This window comes from Streptomyces sp. GbtcB7 (assembly GCF_019091445.1).
Classification (GTDB): domain Bacteria; phylum Actinomycetota; class Actinomycetes; order Streptomycetales; family Streptomycetaceae; genus Streptomyces; species Streptomyces mirabilis.
In genome coordinates this window covers 496241-513181 of sequence record NZ_JAGXJM010000004.1, presented here as the reverse complement: position 1 = coordinate 513181, position 16941 = coordinate 496241, and the positions used below count along the sequence as shown (strand labels likewise).

9 protein-coding genes are annotated in these 16941 nt (G+C 72.6%); 2 read left to right on the top strand and 7 right to left on the bottom strand.

Annotated elements, in window-relative coordinates:
• Position 1: 1 nt before the first annotated feature.
• From KVT44_RS10120 to KVT44_RS10090, 7 genes are all read right to left on the bottom strand, one after another.
• Positions 2 to 2239 carry a bifunctional glycosyltransferase family 2 protein/CDP-glycerol:glycerophosphate glycerophosphotransferase gene (locus KVT44_RS10120; RefSeq protein WP_217566744.1) on the bottom strand — a complete coding sequence of 746 codons (2238 nt, stop codon included), beginning with the start codon at positions 2237 to 2239 and terminating at the stop codon, positions 2 to 4.
• Positions 2240 to 2404: 165 nt separating this feature from the next.
• Positions 2405 to 4672: a bifunctional glycosyltransferase family 2 protein/CDP-glycerol:glycerophosphate glycerophosphotransferase gene (locus KVT44_RS10115; RefSeq protein ID WP_217566743.1), complete on the bottom strand. Its 2268-nt coding sequence runs from the start codon at positions 4670 to 4672 to the stop codon at positions 2405 to 2407.
• Positions 4673 to 4821: 149 nt separating this feature from the next.
• The gene (locus KVT44_RS10110; RefSeq protein ID WP_190173485.1) at positions 4822 to 5730 is read right to left on the bottom strand and encodes a carbohydrate ABC transporter permease; all 909 of its coding nucleotides are present in this window, start codon (positions 5728 to 5730) and stop codon (positions 4822 to 4824) included.
• The gene (locus KVT44_RS10105) at positions 5727 to 7067 is read right to left on the bottom strand and encodes a carbohydrate ABC transporter permease (protein WP_217566742.1); all 1341 of its coding nucleotides are present in this window, start codon (positions 7065 to 7067) and stop codon (positions 5727 to 5729) included. The genes KVT44_RS10110 and KVT44_RS10105 overlap by 4 nt, the downstream gene beginning before the upstream one ends.
• A gap of 7 nt (positions 7068 to 7074) precedes the next feature.
• On the bottom strand, positions 7075 to 8508 hold the full coding sequence (locus tag KVT44_RS10100; RefSeq protein WP_099922368.1) for an ABC transporter substrate-binding protein: 1434 nt from the start codon (positions 8506 to 8508) through the stop codon (positions 7075 to 7077).
• Between the two features lie 225 nt (positions 8509 to 8733).
• Positions 8734 to 9585, bottom strand: coding sequence for a 2-phosphosulfolactate phosphatase (locus KVT44_RS10095; protein ID WP_254649144.1), 852 nt, complete (start codon positions 9583 to 9585; stop codon positions 8734 to 8736).
• Between the two features lie 33 nt (positions 9586 to 9618).
• On the bottom strand, positions 9619 to 13029 hold the full coding sequence (locus KVT44_RS10090) for an FHA domain-containing protein (RefSeq protein ID WP_217566741.1): 3411 nt from the start codon (positions 13027 to 13029) through the stop codon (positions 9619 to 9621).
• Positions 13030 to 13506: 477 nt separating this feature from the next.
• On the opposite strand from KVT44_RS10090, the gene KVT44_RS10085 reads away from it, so the two are divergent.
• Together KVT44_RS10085 and KVT44_RS10080 are read left to right on the top strand one after the other, a co-directional pair.
• Positions 13507 to 15270: a serine/threonine-protein kinase gene (locus KVT44_RS10085; RefSeq protein WP_217566740.1), complete on the top strand. Its 1764-nt coding sequence runs from the start codon at positions 13507 to 13509 to the stop codon at positions 15268 to 15270.
• Positions 15271 to 15428: 158 nt separating this feature from the next.
• The gene (locus KVT44_RS10080) at positions 15429 to 16670 is read left to right on the top strand and encodes a serine/threonine-protein kinase (protein ID WP_075029041.1); all 1242 of its coding nucleotides are present in this window, start codon (positions 15429 to 15431) and stop codon (positions 16668 to 16670) included.
• Positions 16671 to 16941 lie beyond the last annotated feature (271 nt).

Sequence of the window (16941 nt, the reverse complement as noted above, 5' to 3'; positions counted from 1 at the left end):
GTCAGCTCCTTACGAGGGTGGACGCGGCGGGGGCCGGAAGGCGCTCGGCGAGCGGGATCACCGGCGGGATCGCCTCGGGCGGCCGGCCCAGCAGCACTCTGCGGACGACCCGCTCGGCGGCCTGCCCGTCGTCGAACTGGCAGAAGCGCTCACGGAACGCGGCCCGCAGGGCCCGCGAGGAGTCGTCCGCGTAGGAGCGGTCGCGGAAGGCCCCCGCGAGCTCCCCCGGGGTGCGCACCACCGGGCCCGGCGGTGCCTCCATCAGGTCGAAGTAGACGCCCCGCGTCTCCCGGTAGACCTCCCAGTCGTCCGCGTACACGACGATCGGGCGGTCGAGGTTGGCGTAGTCGAACATGATCGACGAGTAGTCCGTGATCAGCGCGTCGGCGGCCAGACAGACGTCCTCGGAGGACCGGTGCCGGGTCACGTCGATGATCCGGCCGCTGCCCCTGCGCCTGCCCTCGTCGTAGAAGTAGTGGGCGCGCAGCAGCACGACGAACTCGTCGCCGATCTCCTCGCAGAAGGCCTCCAGGTCGAGCCGGGACTCGAAGCCGGTGCTGTAGTCGCGGTGCGTGGGCGCGTACAGGAGGGCGGTCCTGCCCTCGGGGACGCCCAGCCGGGCGCGGACGCGGGCCACGTCCTCGGCGGTCGCCGTGTAGTAGACGTCGTTGCGCGGATAGCCGTATTCCAGGGCCTCGTACGTGCCCGGGAAGGCCCGCTCCCACATCTGGGTGGAGTGCCGGTTGGAGGAGAGGTTGTAGTCCCAGCGGTCCATCCGGGCCAGCAGCTTGGCGAAGCTGCCGGTCGCGGCGGCCACGATCGGATACGTCGACTGGTCGACGCCCATCGTCTTCAGCGGCGTGCCGTGCTGGGTCTGCAGATGCACGCTGCCGGGCCGCTTGACGACATCGTCCGCGAAATTGGCGTTGTTGACCAGGTACTTGGCACGGGCCAGCACCTCCCAGGCGCGCGGGCTGCCGATCACCGCGTGGTCGACACCGTCCGGGACCTGGTCCACCGCGTCGGCCTCGACCAGGAACACCGAGCGCAGATGCGGGGCGAGTTCGAGGGCCTTGGCGTGGATCGCGGCCGGGCTGCAGGCGTAACCGCGGCCCCAGTAGGCGCAGTACACGACGAGGTTCTCGTCGAGGGGGAGGCGCAGTTGCGCGGCGTACCGCGCGCGGGCGCTCAGCCGACGGGGGCGCGGCAGTTTCCCCCAAGCTCTCGACTTCGCTCGACCAGGGGGGACCCCCATTCCGGCCCTCGTCATCCGCCGGCTGACGCCGCGCAGCGCGCGGAAGGCGCTGTACGCCCCGGCCGCCAGGAGCCGGTACTGCACCCCGATCCGGCCCGGCGGCGGCCGGAACCCGGCGGGCCGGTGGCGCCGGTAGAGCCGGCCCGCGCGCCGGAAGAAGGCCCGGCGCCGGTGCAGCGGAAGCCGGTTCGGATGGGCGGCCGACTTCAGCACCGCCGCGAAGAGGTCACCGAACAGCGCCCGCGACCGCTCCACGGACAGCTTCTCCTCGGCCGCCCGGCTCAGCACCAGGTCGACCTGGTCGAGGAGCTGGAACTGGTGCTCGCCCGGCGTGTTCAGGAGGCTGCCCTGCCGCCGCAGCCGATGCCGTACGACGACCTGGCGCAGCACCGCCACCCGCCCGGCGGCGACCGTCACCAGGCCGCCCCAGCCGAGATCCGTGAAGTGCCCCGGGGGGAAGGCGAGGCGCCGCTCCCGCAGGAACGCCCGGCGGTAGGCCGCGCTCCACGCCGGAAGGCCCGCCCCGGTCAGCCGCGGCGCCCGGTCCGGGGTGAACACCCCCTCCGGGGCCTTCGGGAGGGGCGGTGTGCTGGTCTCGACGTCCCACCAGTGGACGCGTTCGTGTCCGAAGTAGAGGACGTCCGCCTCCTCGGGCTCCTTCTGGAGTTTGTGGTCCAGGGCGGCCAGTGCGCCCGGCACCAGGACGTCGTCGCCGTCGAGGAAGAGCAGATACGTGCCGCTCGCCGCCCCGGTCCCGGTGTTGCGCGCCCCGCTCAGTCCGTCCGCGGGCGGTGAGTGGACCGGGGCGACCCGGGAGTCCCGCGCGGCGTACCCGGCGGCGACCTCGCCCGCCGGGGAGTCCGGCCCGTCGCAGACCGGGATCAGCTCGAAGTCGCCGAAGGACTGGTCGAGGACCGAGTCCAGTGCGAGGGCCAGCCGCCCGGCGACTCCATGAGTAGGGACGATGATGCTGAAGCGGGGCATTCTGCTCTTTCTCTGCTTACTTCACTGGGCTTACTTCTCTGGTTGCTTCTCGGGCTACTGCTGGGGCGCCGGTGGGTGTCAGCGCCCGGGCCGCCCGGCGGGGCGCCAGGTGACGGGTCTCGTCGGTGTGGGCCGGGAGGGGCTGGAGGGCATGCCTGCTCCGGTTCAGAGGGTCTCGGCGACGGGGACGGGGGTGCCGGGCGCGGGCACGGTGGCCAGGAGGGTCCGGGGACGGGCGGCGGCGGCCGACGGGACCGGGTGGCGCTGCGCGGGCGGCAGTACCCGTGGCAGCCCGGCACTCTCGCCCAGCACGACATGGCGTACGACCCGCTCGGCGGCGCGCCCGTCCTCGTACGGGCAGAACCGCTCGCGGAACGCGGTCCGCAGCTGGGCCGAACGGGAGCCGCGCCAGTGGCCGGTCGCGAAGATGTCGATCAGCTCGTCCTCGCTGCGCGCGACCGCGCCCGGCGGAAAGTCCCGCAGGTCGAAGTAGGTGCCCCGGGAGGCCTGGTACGCCTCCCAGTCGTCCGCGTGGATCACGATCGGCCGGTCCAGGACCGCGTAGTCGAACATCAGGGAGGAGTAGTCGGTGACCAGCGCGTCCGAGGCCAGGCAGAGGTTCTCGATGCTCGGGTGGTCGGAGACGTCGATGAGCCGGGCCCCGGAGCGGTTGCTCAGCGCGGCGGCGTACGAGTGGTGGGCGCGGGTCAGGACGACGAACCGGGGGCCCAGCCGGCGCAGGACGCGCTCCAGGTCGAGGGCGAGACGCTGGGTGCGACGGTAGTCGCGGTAGGTCGGCGCGTACAGGACGGCGACCGTGCCCTCGGGGATGCCGAGGGACTGCCGCAGCCGGGTGACGTCCGTCGAGGACGCCCGCTGGAAGACGTCGTTGCGGGGGAGGCCGTACTCCAGCGTCGTGTACGCGGCGGGGAAGACGCGCTCCCAGATCAGGGTGGAGTGGCGGTTGCCCGACAGGCAGTAGTCCCACTTGTCGGCGCTGCGCAGCAGCTCGGCGAAGTCGGTGTCACGGGCGGCCGCCGGGCGGTCCTGGAGGTCGAGGCCCATGTACTTGAGCGGGGTGCCGTGCTGGGTCTGGATCATGATCTGGCCGGGGCGCTTGACCAGCCGACGGTCGAAGTTGACGTTGTTGACGAGGTACTTGGAGCGGGCGAGCGCCGTCCAGTACGCCGTCGTACCGGGCCGCAGGCGGCGCGTCGAGGCCGGGATCGTGTGGTGGTGCTCGGGGTGCGCGATCCATGCCGTACGGATGTGCGGGGCGAGTTCGCGGAACGCGGACTCCAGGGCGCCCGGGTTGCAGCCGTGGCCGCGCCCCCAGTAGCTGGAGAAGACGGCGCGGTCGGCGCGCAGCGGCAGGCGGAGCTGGACGCGGTAGTGGAACTGGAGGGCGCCGCCGCGGACCTTGCGCAGCAGTCCCTTGACGCCACGCAGCGCCTTCTTGTGGGTACTCGTGGCCAGGCCGAGCAGCCGGTACGTGCGGTGGTTGCCGAGCCGGACCAGGGCGTGCCGGAGGCGGGTGCGGGGGCGGACGGGGGCGCCCGGGGCACGGTAACGGCGGTAGTGGGTGCGGGCCTTGCGCAGGAACTCGGCGCGGGTGCCGCGCGGCAGCCGGCCCCGCTTGGTGAACACCGTGGAGAGGTGGTCGACCATGCGGCGGAACAGGACCGGACGCCAGCGTGCCAGCTCCGGGTGCGCGTCGAGATGCGCGAAGACGCGGTCGTACTGCTCGAAGATGTCGAAGTGCTTGCGGCTGCTGGTGCCGAGGATGTTGCCCTGACGGCGCTGGCGGTAGTGCACACAGACCCGGTCGAGGGTGGCGATCGTCTCGGCGGAGATCAGCGCCGGGTAGGTCCAGGGGGTGTCCTCGTAGTAGCCGGGCGGGAAGGAGAGGCCCGCACGCTGCACGAACTCCCTTCGGTACGCCTTGTTCCACACCACCATCAGGACCCTGAGCAGCCCCGGCCGGTCGTCGAGCCGGAAGGGCGCGGGTCCCCGCTCGCTGAGCTGCTCCGCGAAGTGGTTGCGGACGATGTCCCCGTTCCAGTAGGTGCGCGCGTAGTCGTAGACCAGGACGTCCGGTTCGGCGGTCTCCTTCAGCCGGTCGGCGATCGCGTGCAGGGTGTCTGGGGTGAGGGTGTCGTCGCCGTCCAGGAAGAGCAGGTAGTCGCCGGTGGCGTGTTCGAGACCCGCGTTGCGGGCGAGGCCGAGGCCCACGTTCCCCGGCAGGCGGACGGGGCGGACCCGGGAGTCACGGGCGGCGAACTCGTCGATGATCGCGCCGCAGGCGTCGGGCGAGCAGTCGTCGACGGCGATCAGTTCGAGGTCCGGATAGGACTGCTCCAGCACGGATTCGAGGCATTCGTGCAGGTACGCCTGAACCTTGTACGCGGGGACGATGACACTGAACCTGGGCAAGGGACATCCATGGGTCGGCGCGGGCATACTGCCCGGCAACGGCCGAAGGGGTGACTTGGTTACGCCAGATGTGGCATACGGGGGATTCTGGGTGAACGCCGAGGGGCGAACCGGTGTCCGGCTCGCCCCTGATGTGGTTATTTGTCCGGCTACTTCACCGCGCCCGCCATCACCCCGGACACGAACTGGCGTTGGAACGCGAAGAACACGGCCAGCGGGATGACCATCGAGATGAAGGCGCCGGGCGCCAGCACGTCGATGTTGTTGCCGAACTGGCGTACCTGGGTCTGGAGTGCGACCGTGATCGGCTGGCTGCCCGCGTCGGAGAACACCAGCGCGACCAGCATGTCGTTCCACACCCACAGGAACTGGAAGATGCCGAGCGAGGCGATCGCGGGACCGCCGAGTGGCATCACGACCCGTAGGAACAGGCGCAGTTCACCCGCGCCGTCGAGCCGGGCCGCCTCCAGCAGCTCCCGGGGGATCTCCGCGAAGAAGTTCCGCAGCAGGAACACCGCGAAGGGCAGACCGAAGCCCACGTGGAAGAGGATCACCCCGAAGATCGTGCCGAAGATGCCGATCTTGCCGAAGAGTTCGGCGATCGGGATCAGCGCCACCTGCACGGGGACGACCAGCAGGCCGACCACCGCCAGGAACCACCAGTCGCGGCCCGGGAACTCCATCCAGGCGAAGGCGTAGCCCGCGAGCGCGCCGATGACGACGACGAGGACGGTCGCCGGGACGGTGATCAGCACCGTGTTCCCCAGCGAACCGGTGATGTCACCGTTCTCCAGGAGCTTCTGGTAGCTGTCCACGGTGAGCTGGGAGGGCTCGCTGAAGACCTTCCACCAGCCGGACGCGCTCATGTCCTCCGGTGTGCGCAGCGAGGACAGCAGCAGCCCGATCGTCGGCACCAGCCAGAACAGGCCGACGAGGAGAAGGAAGACCCGGACGATCCCGCCGCTGACACCGCTCGCGAGCCGTGAGCCGAGCGACTGCCGGGTCTTGACGCCGGTGCCGGGCGCGGTCTTCGTGAGACCGCCGACTTGGGTGGTCATCGCCGTACCTCCCGCCGCAGACGACGCACGTTGAACCACACCACCGGGATCACGAGCAGCAGCAGGAACACCGCGATCGCGCTCGCGATGCCCGGCTGGTCCTCGGAGAAGCCCTTCCGGTACAGCTCCAGGGCCAGCACGTTCGCGTCGTCCTGGGAGGAGCCCGGCGGGATGATGAAGACCAGGTCGAAGACCTTCAGCACGTTGATCATCAGCGTGACCAGGACGACGGCGAGGACGGGCGCGAGCAGCGGCACGGTGACCCTTCGGAACACCTGCCACTCGTTCGCCCCGTCCACCCGCGCCGCTTCGAGGAGTTCACGCGGCACGCCCGCGAGCCCCGCCGCGATGAGCACCATGGCGAAGCCGGCCCACATCCAGACGTACGCTCCGATCACGGCCGGGGTGACGAGCGACGGGCCGAGCCAGTCGACGCCGTTGTACGGCTCACGGAAGTTGCTCGCCGGAAGCCGCAGTTGAGCCCCGTCCGCCTTCTCGGAGAGCGTGAAGGTGCCGTCGTCCCGTACCTTCGCCGAATCGACGACCTTGCCGTCCTTCACCGCCTCGATCTTCATGCCCGGGTAGCCGAGTTCGCCCGGGTCGACCTGGCCGAGCCTGCCGACGCCCTTGCCCCGGGTGAAGTCCTGCCAGGCGGTGCCGGTGACCTTGCCGGGCTCGGACGGTGCCTGTACGGCCTTCTTCGCGCCGCCCGGCATCTTGTCGGGGGCGACGCCGACGAGGGGAAGGGAGACGGACTGCCCGGCGTGCACGGCCTGTTGGGTGAGGAACCCGCCCTTCTCCGGCCGGAGCGGCGACTGCCGTCCCGGGTGGGCGTTCGGGAACGCCGACGACTCGGCGAAGGTGTCGTGCACCCCCACCCAGACCGCGTTCGCGACCCCCTTGTGCGGGTCCTGGTCGTACACCAGCCGGAAGATGATCCCCGCGGCGAGCATCGAGATCGCCATCGGCATGAAGACGACCAGCTTGAACGCCGTGCCCCAGCGGACCCGTTCGGTGAGGACCGCGAAGACGAGACCGAGCGCGGTCGCGACGGTGGGCGCGAACACGACCCAGATGACGTTGTTCTTGAGGGCGGTACGGATGCCGTCGTCGGTGAACAGCGCCTTGTAGTTGTCGACCCCGGCGAAACCGTCGCCGGACTGGTTGAGGAAGCTGCGGATCAGCGAGTACCCGATCGGGTAGACCACGAGCGCGCCGAGCAGCACGAGACAGGGCAGCAGGAACAGCACCGCCACGGTCCTGCGGGTGCCGGTCACGCTCTTGCGTGTGCGGGCCGGAGGAACCGGTGCGGTTCCTCCGGCCGTTGCCGACGTCATCGCCGGATCAGCTTCCGCTGCCGTACGCCGCCGCCGCGTCCTTCTCCAGCGTCGCCTGGGTGCCCGCGACGTCGGTCGGGTTCTTCAGGAAGTCCTGGAGGTCCTTCCACTCACCCTTGCCGGGCGTTCCGCCGAAGGCCTGCGGGGCCTGGTCGGACATGTCGAAGCGGAAGTCGTCGCCCGACGCGATAAGGGACTTGGCGATCTTCTGCTGCACCGCGTTCGGGTACGCCGAGTTCGGCACGTTCTTGTTGGGGGAGAGGTAGCCGCCCAGCTTGGCCTGGATCGTCGCCGCGTCCGGGGAGGCAAGGAAGGTGGCCAGCGCCTGCGCCGCCTTGGAGTCCTTCAGGATGACGGCCGCGTCGCCGCCGGAGACCACGGGCGCCGCGCTGCCCACGGCCGGGAACGGGAACACCTTCGCGTCCGTGCCCACCTTGGCCTTGGTCTCGCCGATGTTGACCTGTGCGAAGTCGCCCTCGAAGACCATGCCCGCCTTGGGCTGGTCGCCGCCGGTGAAGGTCTGGGTGACGGAGCCCGGGAACTCCGTCTGCAGGGCGCCGTTCGCGCCGCCCGCGATGTAGTTCTTCTTGCCCCAGATCCCGGCGAGGGTGGTGAGGGCCTGCTTGACGGACGGATCCGTCCACTTGATCTTGTGCTGGCTCAGTTGGTCGTACTTCTCCGGGCCCGCCTGGGAGAGATACACGTTCTCGAACCAGTCGGTGAGGGTCCAGCCGTCGGCGCCGCCGACGGAGAACGGGGTGACACCGGAGTCGTAGACCGTCTGCGCGGTCGTCAGCAGGTCCTGCCAGGTCTGGGGCTCCTTCGCGCCCGCGTTCTCGAAGACCTTGGCGTTGTACCAGATCAGCGACTTGTTGGCGGCCTTGTAGTACACGCCGTACTGCTTGCCGCCCACCTTGCCGATGTCCTGCCAGCCCTGCGAGTAGTTCTTGGCGAGCTCGGCCAGGGCCTCGGGGCCGAGGGGTTTGGCCCACTTCTTGTCGACGGCCTGCTTGATGGCGCCGGGCTGCGGGAGCAGCGCGACGTCCGGCGGCTGGCCGCCCGCGATCTTCGAACCGAGGAAGTTGATGATCGGGTCCTGGGCCGCCACGAAGGTCACCTTCGCGCCGGTGCGCTTCTCGAACTCCGCGAGGACCGTCTTGAAGTTCTTCTGCTCTTCGCCGGTCCAGACGGCGGCGACTTCGAGGCTCTCGCCGTCGAGCTTGGGGAGGGTGACGGTGTCGCCGCTCGCACTGGCGCTGCTCGTACCGCCGTTTTCCTTCTTGTCCTTGCTGCCACCGCCGCACGCGGTGAGGGCGAGCGCGACGGCGACGGCGGCTGCGGCGGCCTGTGCGGCCCTGGGTGACCTGCGGTGGTGTGCGGCTCTGCGTGACCTGTGCGTCGAGTGGTTGGGCGACTTGTGTGTACGAAGAGCTCTGTGCATCACTGCCCCGTTCTCGTTCTTCGTCGAACGTCCGGCGCTGTCCCGTGCGCTCTGGTCTACGCCCGGGGCATCGAGGGCGGCAAGAGCGCCTGCGCTGTCAAGTGGGTGATCGTGATTGGGTCGTGACGTGGGCGGCTGTGCGAAGGCGGTGCGGACTCTGTGCGGCGCGGGCGCTCCGGCGGTGGAAGTGGCGCGAGGAGGACTCGAACGCCGGGTGATGGCGGGTCAGTCGGGCGGCGTGAGGTGGACGGGTCCGGTGTGGACAGCGCCGTCGAGGGGGCTGCCGTCGGTGCGGGTGCCCGCGGTGAAGGCGCCGTCGGTGAGGACGGGCACGGTCGTACTCGCGTCCACCTCGACCGCGATCGCCACGTCGTCGGCGAAGCCGCTCCGGGCCAGTTCCAGGGCGGAGGAACAGGCGGCCACGGCACCGGCCGCGTCGGGGGTCCCGGTGAAGGCGGTCCGTGCGGCCGCCGCCTCGGGCGACAGAGGTCCGGCGCCGCCCGTCGCCTGGAGTGCGGCGATGACCGCTCCGGCCCTCATCAGGTCCTCCAGCCCCGGCCGCAGGCTGCCGTCCGGCCAGCGCTCGCCCGCGGCGATCACGGCGAGGGGTCGTTCCAGGGTTCCGTGACCATGGAGCGCCAGCCATCGGCCGACGGCCGACGCGTTGCGCAGACAGCCCGCGACCACGGTCGAGCCGCCCGCCGCCGCGGCGATGGCGGATCCATTGGGCGAGGGGAGGACGAGCCGGGGGGTGAACGGGGCCCGCCGGAGCGCGGCGGGGGACAGCGACCAGGGAGAGGCCGCGGTGACCGCCCGCCGTCCGACCGCCAGTTCCGCGGCGTTGTCCCGGGCGAAGACGGACGCCGTCTCGTCCCGCCAGGCATAGGGGTGGACCCGGGTCCCCGCCTCGACGGCGACGTTCACGGAGGTGCTGAACGACAACACGTCCACCACCACGAGGCATCCGACCCCGTCCGCGACCCGCTCCGCCCCACCGGCCCCCCACTCGAACCGGACCCCGTACTCCTGCTGCAGATACCAGTCGCTCATGTCATTCATGTCATTCATGTCCGTCATGAGGGCCGAGTGTCGCGTACGGCCGTCGAAGACCTACAGCAACGACGGCATCTCCACCGCCGCCACCGACCTCGCCGCCCGCTCCAGCGCGCTGGCCAGCAGGGCCAGGTCCGTGGGGCCGTTGCCGAGTTCGCGGACCGGGCGGCGGGCCGGGGGGTCGCCCATGCGGTGCCATTCGAGGGGGACGACCGTGGGGCGGAGGGTGGCCGTGCGGGGGATGCGGCCCGTGACCCGGCCGGCCTGGAAGGGCGTGAGGCGACCGTCGGGAGTGGACAGACGGCCCCGGCCGGGGGCGGGTTCGTCCGCGCCGGGGGACACCGGGTCGAGGGAGATACGGAGCGAGGCGGCGCGGCCCAGTTCGGTGGTCGCCGTGCGGCCGTCGTCCGCGGCGGCCGCCACAAGGTGCACACCGAGGCGGTCACCCTCGCGGGCGACGGCCTCCAGAGCCCGTACGACCGAACCGGCCGCCGGTCGTCCCGGGGAGCCCAGCGCGGGGGAGAGCAGCGCGTCCAGGTCGTCGATGATGACGAAGAGACGGGCCAACGGGGGGCCCGGCTCCGTCCGTTCGCGGGCAGCCGCCGGGCGCAGCCGCAGGGTCGAACTGGGGGGCGCGTCGAGATCCGCGGCGCCGGAGGCGGAGGGAGAGACGGAGGGGGAGGCGGAGCCGGGCTTCGCTCCCGGGGAGGGTTTGGGGGTGCGCTGGGCGACCATCCGGCCCGACACCTCGCCGCGCGTGTGCCACTCCGCGAAGCCGAGCCGGCCCAGGAGCTCGGCCCGCCGCTTCAGCTCGGCGCTGAGTGCCTGGGCGAACTCCCGCATCCGCACGGGGTCGTTGGCGGTGAGGTGGGTGGTGACGTGGGGCAGGTCCGTACAGACCCGCAGCCCCTCCGCTCCTTGGCCCGCGCCGTGGCCCCCGGTGCTGTCCCGTCCGTCCATCAGCACGATCCCGAGCCGGTCGGGGCGCTCCGCGGCGGCCAGGGACGCGGCGATCGCGCGGAGCAGCTCCGTACGACCGCTGCCGGGCGGGCCCTCTATCAGCAGGTGCGGGCCCTCGGCGGGGAGGTCCACGGCGACGGGGCCGCGCGGGCCGGCGCCGAGGACGGCCCGGCCGCGGCCGCCGAGCGCCTCCGCGTCGTCCGCCGCGTCCGCCCAACGCGCCATGAGTGATGCCGGGGTGGCCCGGGCCAGTCCCAACTCGTCCAGCAGACGGGCCGCTTGAGGGAGCGGCGCGGACACGCGCGCGTGGCGGTCGGCGTGCGCCCCGTCCGTACGGAGGGGGGCCAGTGCGCGCGCGAAACGCTCCGCCCAGGCCAGTGACACCGCGTCCACCGCGGCGACCGTGCCGTGCCCCACGGGCCCGTCGGATCCCACCCGCATCAGCCGCAGCGCCGTCGCCACATCCCCGCTGAGCAGCGCGACCGCCCCGCACTCCCGGAACGCCGGTGATGCCTCGCAGGCCGCCTCGTACGTCTCCGTCACCGGGGACGCGGGCGACGCGGACACGGTCTCGGCCAGACACACCACGTGTATGCCCGCCCGCGCGCCCTCGTGCGTCAGCCGCAGCACCGCCTCCCGTACGTCGGCGCCTCCGGGGTCCCCGTCCACGACGAGCACGGTGAACGGCCCCTCGAAGTCCAGGTCGGCGCCCGTCGGGTCCTCGTCGCGGGCCCAGGACGGGCGCCGTGCGCCGCCCCGCGCGTCCACGGGGACGCGATCGGCCTTGTCGTACGCGCCCCGGGTGCCGCCCGTTTCGGTCAGCTGGTCCTCCAGGCGGCGCAGGAGCTCGTCCGTGCGGGCCGTCGCCTGCTCGCGGTCGTAGGCGAGGAGGAGACGGCAGTCCTGGCCGTGGGTAGGGCGCAGATGCGGGAGCCAGCCGAGCCAGGACCACTCGGCGGTGCGCTCTTCCACAGGGCGGGAGCGGTCCGCGCTGATCAGGACGATGTCGAGAGCGTCGGGGGAGTGCAGCGCGGCGAGCTGGGCGACCACCGAGCGGGTCAGCCCGGCCAGCCGCGCCCGCGGCCCCGCCAGGCCCAGCGAGCCGACCTCCCGCAGGCCCGCGGTCACCGGCACCGCGGGCACCAGCCCCGAACCGTCGGGGGCCGCCCGGTCCGCCGTGCCCAGCCGCACCGTCAGCGTCTCCGGGTGGCCCGGGCCGCGCTCCCACAGCCGGGGTCCCGGACCCAGCGCGGTGAGCAGCAGCGTCGCGGGGTCGGGCCAGCTCTCCGGGGCCTGCGTGGGCTGGGAGGCCGCCAGGAACTCCGCCGCCCCGTCGTCCCCGTCCGTGTCGTACGGATCTCCCGGTCCGGTGCCCGGCAGTTCGCCCCGGGCGCCGGTCAGCCGACGCGCCCACGCGCCGAACCCGCTCCGCTTGCGCACCCCCGGCGGTACGTCGGTACCCCGTGTGGGCGTGCCTTTGCTGGTGCCCGGCTCCGGACCGGCCGCGGCCCCGGGCGTGGCTCCGTCCCCCGACGTGTCGGGGCCGGACGGCCGCGCGGGCCTGCTCTCGATCCGGGGTGCCCGGCCCTGCTCGGGCACGACCGGGCCGTGCTCCTGTCCTCCGGGGACGCCGCCCGCGGCTCCCCACTCCGCCGATCCGAAGCCGTGATGTGTGTCACCGACGGGTGGCACGGGCAGCGCGCCGGCACCGGAGCCGCCCCCCGCGCGCGCGTGGGGCACGACAGGAGCGGAAGGACCGGCGGGGGCGGCGGAGGTCGACGAGGGGCCGGGTCCGGTGGGCGGCTTCGGGCGGGTGGCCGTACCGGTGAGGGTGGTGACCCTGACGTGGCCCTCCCCGTCCGGCGTCGTGCCCATCGGATCCGCGCCACCGGGCGGAGCCAGTCGCAGGGCGGACTCGCCGACGCGCAGCAGCGCGCCCTGCCCGAAGCGGACCGGGCGGGTGCCGACCTGGGTGCCGTCCAGCGTCGTGCCGTTCGTCGAGCCCAGGTCGGCGACCGAGACGCGGCCCTCGGGGGTGACCGTGACCGCGCAGTGCAGGCGGGAGACGTCGGGATCGTCCAGCGGGACGTCCGCGTCGGCGGAGCGGCCGATGTCGATCCGGCCGCCGTGCAGCAGGTGGACGCCGCCCGCGTCGGGGCCCGCGACGACATGGAGCCGGGCCGCGACCCCGTCCACGTCGGGACCGGGTTCGGCGGGGCATCCCAGGGACAGCACGGCGCCGTCCGTCAGGGGCGGCTCGCCCAGTGTGCAGCGCTGGCCGTCGAGGCGCTCGGCGCCCGCGTACAGCACGACGGGTCCTCCGCCGAGCTCTCGGCCGCGGTCGTGCTGGCCTGCGCCCTCACCGCCGACCGCCGAGGCCAGACCCGCCGCCACCGCCGCCAGCGCCGTCCCGGCGGGAGCGGTGACCAGCACATCGCAGGCCGCGGCTCGCCCCCGCGGCTCCGAGGGCGAGCCCAGCGGGTCTACGACGGTCAGCCGGATCTGCATCGCCGCCAGCGGTCCCTTCCGCGCAGGCGCCCGCGAGGAGAGCGAGGCTGTGCCGCGGTCCCCCACCGCAGATTCCCCCACCGCACACGGGCACGTCGGCCAGTACTGAAGGCATCCTCGCACCTGTCACTGACAACACGCCCGCCACCCACCGGCAAGTGATCTTGATTGGTCGGCTCTGCCCGTAAAAGTGCCTGACCAGTGCCCGACCGGTGCCCGCTTGAGATCGGTCACGTCGCCCCCGCGGGCGCCGATCGGCAACCAACCGCCGAATGCGAGCGTCTTTCCATCGAACATGTACGGGAACGCGTACGTAAGCGCTTATGCGAAGCACAGGTGCTTATGGGAAGCAGTGGGAAGCACAGGAAGACGACAGTCCGGTGCCAAGTGTCTCGGCACTACAGTGGAGCGGAAACCGCCACGGCACGCTGACGACGGCGGACGGACCAGGCAAGCAAGCAACAGGGAGCGCATGACGTGCGGCCGGTAGGGAGCAAGTACCTCCTTGAGGAGCCGCTTGGGCGCGGCGCCACAGGCACTGTCTGGCGAGCCCGCCAGCGGGAGACCGCGGGCGCCGAGGCGGCCGTCGCCGGCCAGCCCGGCGAGACCGTGGCGATCAAGGTCCTCAAGGAAGAGCTCGCCAACGACGCGGACATCGTGATGCGGTTCCTCCGGGAGCGCTCCGTCCTGCTGCGCCTGACCCACCCGAACATCGTGCGGGTACGGGACCTCGTCGTCGAGGGCGACCTGCTCGCCCTGGTCATGGACCTGGTCGACGGCCCCGACCTGCACCGCTATCTGCGCGAGAACGGCCCGTTCTCGCCCGTCGCCGCCGCCCTCCTCACCGCCCAGGTCGCCGACGCGCTCGCCGCCAGCCACGCCGACGGCGTCGTGCACCGCGACCTGAAGCCCGCGAACGTCCTGCTCAAGCAGGACGGCGGTCAGATGCACCCGATGCTCACCGACTTCGGCATCGCCCGGCTCGCCGACTCCCCGGGCCTCACCCGGACCCACGAGTTCGTCGGCACGCCCGCGTATGTCGCGCCGGAGTCCGCCGAGGGACGCCCGCAGACGTCCGCCGTCGACATCTACGGCGCGGGCATCCTGCTGTACGAGCTGGTCACCGGGCGTCCGCCGTTCGCCGGCGAGTCGGCCCTCGAAGTGCTGCACCAGCACCTGAGCGCCGAGCCGCGCCGCCCCTCCACGGTCCCGGACCCCCTGTGGACCGTCATAGAGCGCTGCCTGCGCAAGAACCCGGACGAGCGGCCCAGCGCCGAGAACCTCGCCCGCGGGCTGCGCACCGTCGCCCAGGGCATCGGTGTGCACGCCAACTCCGCGCAGATCGCCGCCGCGGAGGGCGTGGGCGCACTGCTCGCCCCCGACCCGGCGCCGGCCGCGGTGCCGGGCGTGCCCGGCGCGGCCGACCCCACGCAGGTGCTGCCGCACAGCGCCCCGGGGGCCTACGACCCGAACGGCGCGACCAGCGTCCTGCCGCACACCGGCGCCCCCGGCATGCCCGGCGCCGCCGACCCCACCGCCGTACTGCCGCACCGCGGCGCCGCCGACCCGACCGCCGTCATGCCGCCGGTGCCCCCGCACCAGCCGGGCGGACAGCCGGGACAGCCCGGACAGCCGGGGCAGGGCGAGGACCCGCACCCCTGGCAGAGCCAGCTGCGCGCGGCCCGGGACCGCAACGAGCAGACCCAGGTCCAGTACCTCGACCCCGACCAGGACCCGCTGCGCCGCCGTCCGCAGCGGCAGGTCGCGCGTCCGCAGCAGCGGCCCCAGCAGCAGCGCCCGCCGCAGGGACAGCAGCCGCCGCCCGGATACGGGTATCCGCAGCAGCAACAGCCGCAGCAGTACGCGCCTCAGCAGCAGCCGCAGCAGCAGCCGCAGCGCCGTCAGCGGCAGCAGCAGCCGCAGGGGTACGCCCCCGCGCCCCAGCAGCAGCAACAGCCTCAGCGGTACGCGCCCCCGCCGCAGCAGCCCGAGGCACCGGCGCCCCGCCAGTCGCGCGAGCCGCGGCAGCGCAGCGCCAACCCGATGAAGATCCCGGGACTCGGCTGCCTCAAGGGCTGCTTGTTCACGATCGTCATCCTGTTCGTCGCCGGCTGGCTGGTCTGGGAGTTCAGCCCGCTCCAGCATTGGATCGGGACGACCAAGGGGTACTGGGGTGTGCTGAAGGACGGGTTCACCACCGCCACCAAGTGGATCGGGGATCTCGGCGGTTCCGGTAATTAGCTCCCGCCGATTCCCTTTTGATTCCCGGTGAATCCCTCGCGGTTCCCTCGCGACTCTGGGGATTTGTCGACATCTGACGGGTGATTTCCGTCTCCGGAGTGAAGGTTGGCTCTTCGGACGCGTACTTTTAGCGGCAACACGCGTCAGTAGGAGCAGTCTTGGCACGGAAGATCGGGAGCCGGTACACCGCCCACCAGATTCTGGGGCGGGGCAGCGCCGGCACGGTGTGGCTCGGTGAGGGACCTGAGGGGCCCGTCGCCATCAAGCTGCTGCGCGAGGACCTCGCGTCCGACCAGGAGCTGGTGGGCCGCTTCGTACAGGAGCGCACGGCTCTGCTCGGGCTCGATCACCCGCATGTCGTGGCGGTACGGGACCTCGTCGTCGACGGCAATGACCTCGCGCTCGTCATGGACCTCGTACGGGGCACGGATCTGCGCACCCGGCTCGACCGGGAACGGCGGCTGGCGCCCGAGGCCGCGGTCGCGATCGTGGCCGACGTCGCGGACGGGCTGGCGGCGGCGCACGCGGCCGGGGTCGTGCACCGGGACGTGAAGCCGGAGAACGTCCTGCTGGACATGCAGGGTCCGCTGGGCCCGGGGGGCTCGCACCCCGCGCTGCTCACGGACTTCGGTGTGGCCAAACTCATCGACTCGCCGCGGCGGACCCGGGCCACGAAGATCATCGGGACGCCGGACTATCTCGCGCCCGAGATCATCGAAGGGCTGCCGCCGCGGGCCGCCGTCGACATCTACGCCCTGGCGACCGTCCTGTACGAGCTCCTCGCCGGGTTCACGCCCTTCGGGGGCGGGCATCCCGGGGCGGTGCTGCGGCGGCACGTGACCGAGACGGTCGTACCGCTTCCCGGTATCCCCGAGGAGCTGTGGCAGCTGATCGTGCAGTGCCTGGCCAAGGCGCCGGCGTCGCGGTTGCGGGCCTCCGAGCTGGGGGCGCGGTTGCGGGAGCAGCTGCCGCTGCTGGCGGGGATGCCGCCGCTGGACGTCGACGAACCGGACGGGGAGTCGGCGGAGGACGTCCCCGAGGGCGGCGAGACGGCGGAGCCGACGGTGCCGGCTTCGCGGGTGCGGCGGGGGGCGGTGCCGTTGGTGCCGGGGGCTGCGCCGGACTCCAACCGGGACACGCACACGTCGATGCGGGTGCCGGGGCCGGACGAGCTGGCGGGTGGGGCGCGCGGGACGGCTCGGGCGCCGCGGGCGGCGGGGGCGCCTCGGCCGGGGTCGGCTCGGCACCGGGCGTCGGCGCGGCGACGTCGGATCACGTTGGGGGTGGCGGGGGCCGTTCTTGTGGCCGCGGTGGGGGTCGGTACGTGGCTGGCCACGTCGGGTGACGACGCGGGGGCGACGCCGCACGACACGAAGAACTCGGCCCCGGCGTCCCCCTAGCCCCCATCCCGACCTGGGGCTCCGCCCCAGACCCCGGGTGTGTTCTTCGGCTGCGGGTGGGTGGGGGCTGGTCGCGCAGTTTCCCGCGCCCCTGGAGGCTGGGGCTTCGCCCCTGGCCCCGGGCTGGTGGGTCTTTGTCTGCGGGCCGGTGGGGGGTGGTCGCGCAGTTCCCCGCGCCCCTGGAGGCTGGGGCTTCGCCCCTGGCCCCGGGCTGGTGGGTCTTTGTCTGCGGGCCGGTGGGGGGTAGTCGCGCAGTTTCCCGCGCCCCTGG

What these genes read in the sequence shown, in the direction of transcription:
- KVT44_RS10120 (WP_217566744.1), bottom strand. Translation starts at nt 2,239, where the DNA reads ATGCCCCGCTTCAGCATCATCGTCCCTACTCATGGAGTCGCCGGGCGG.
- KVT44_RS10110 (WP_190173485.1), bottom strand. Translation starts at nt 5,730, where the DNA reads ATGACCACCCAAGTCGGCGGTCTCACGAAGACCGCGCCCGGCACCGGC.
- KVT44_RS10105 (WP_217566742.1), bottom strand. Translation starts at nt 7,067, where the DNA reads ATGACGTCGGCAACGGCCGGAGGAACCGCACCGGTTCCTCCGGCCCGC.
- KVT44_RS10100 (WP_099922368.1), bottom strand. Translation starts at nt 8,508, where the DNA reads ATGCACAGAGCTCTTCGTACACACAAGTCGCCCAACCACTCGACGCAC.
- KVT44_RS10095 (WP_254649144.1), bottom strand. Translation starts at nt 9,585, where the DNA reads ATGACGGACATGAATGACATGAATGACATGAGCGACTGGTATCTGCAG.
- KVT44_RS10090 (WP_217566741.1), bottom strand. Translation starts at nt 13,029, where the DNA reads ATGCAGATCCGGCTGACCGTCGTAGACCCGCTGGGCTCGCCCTCGGAG.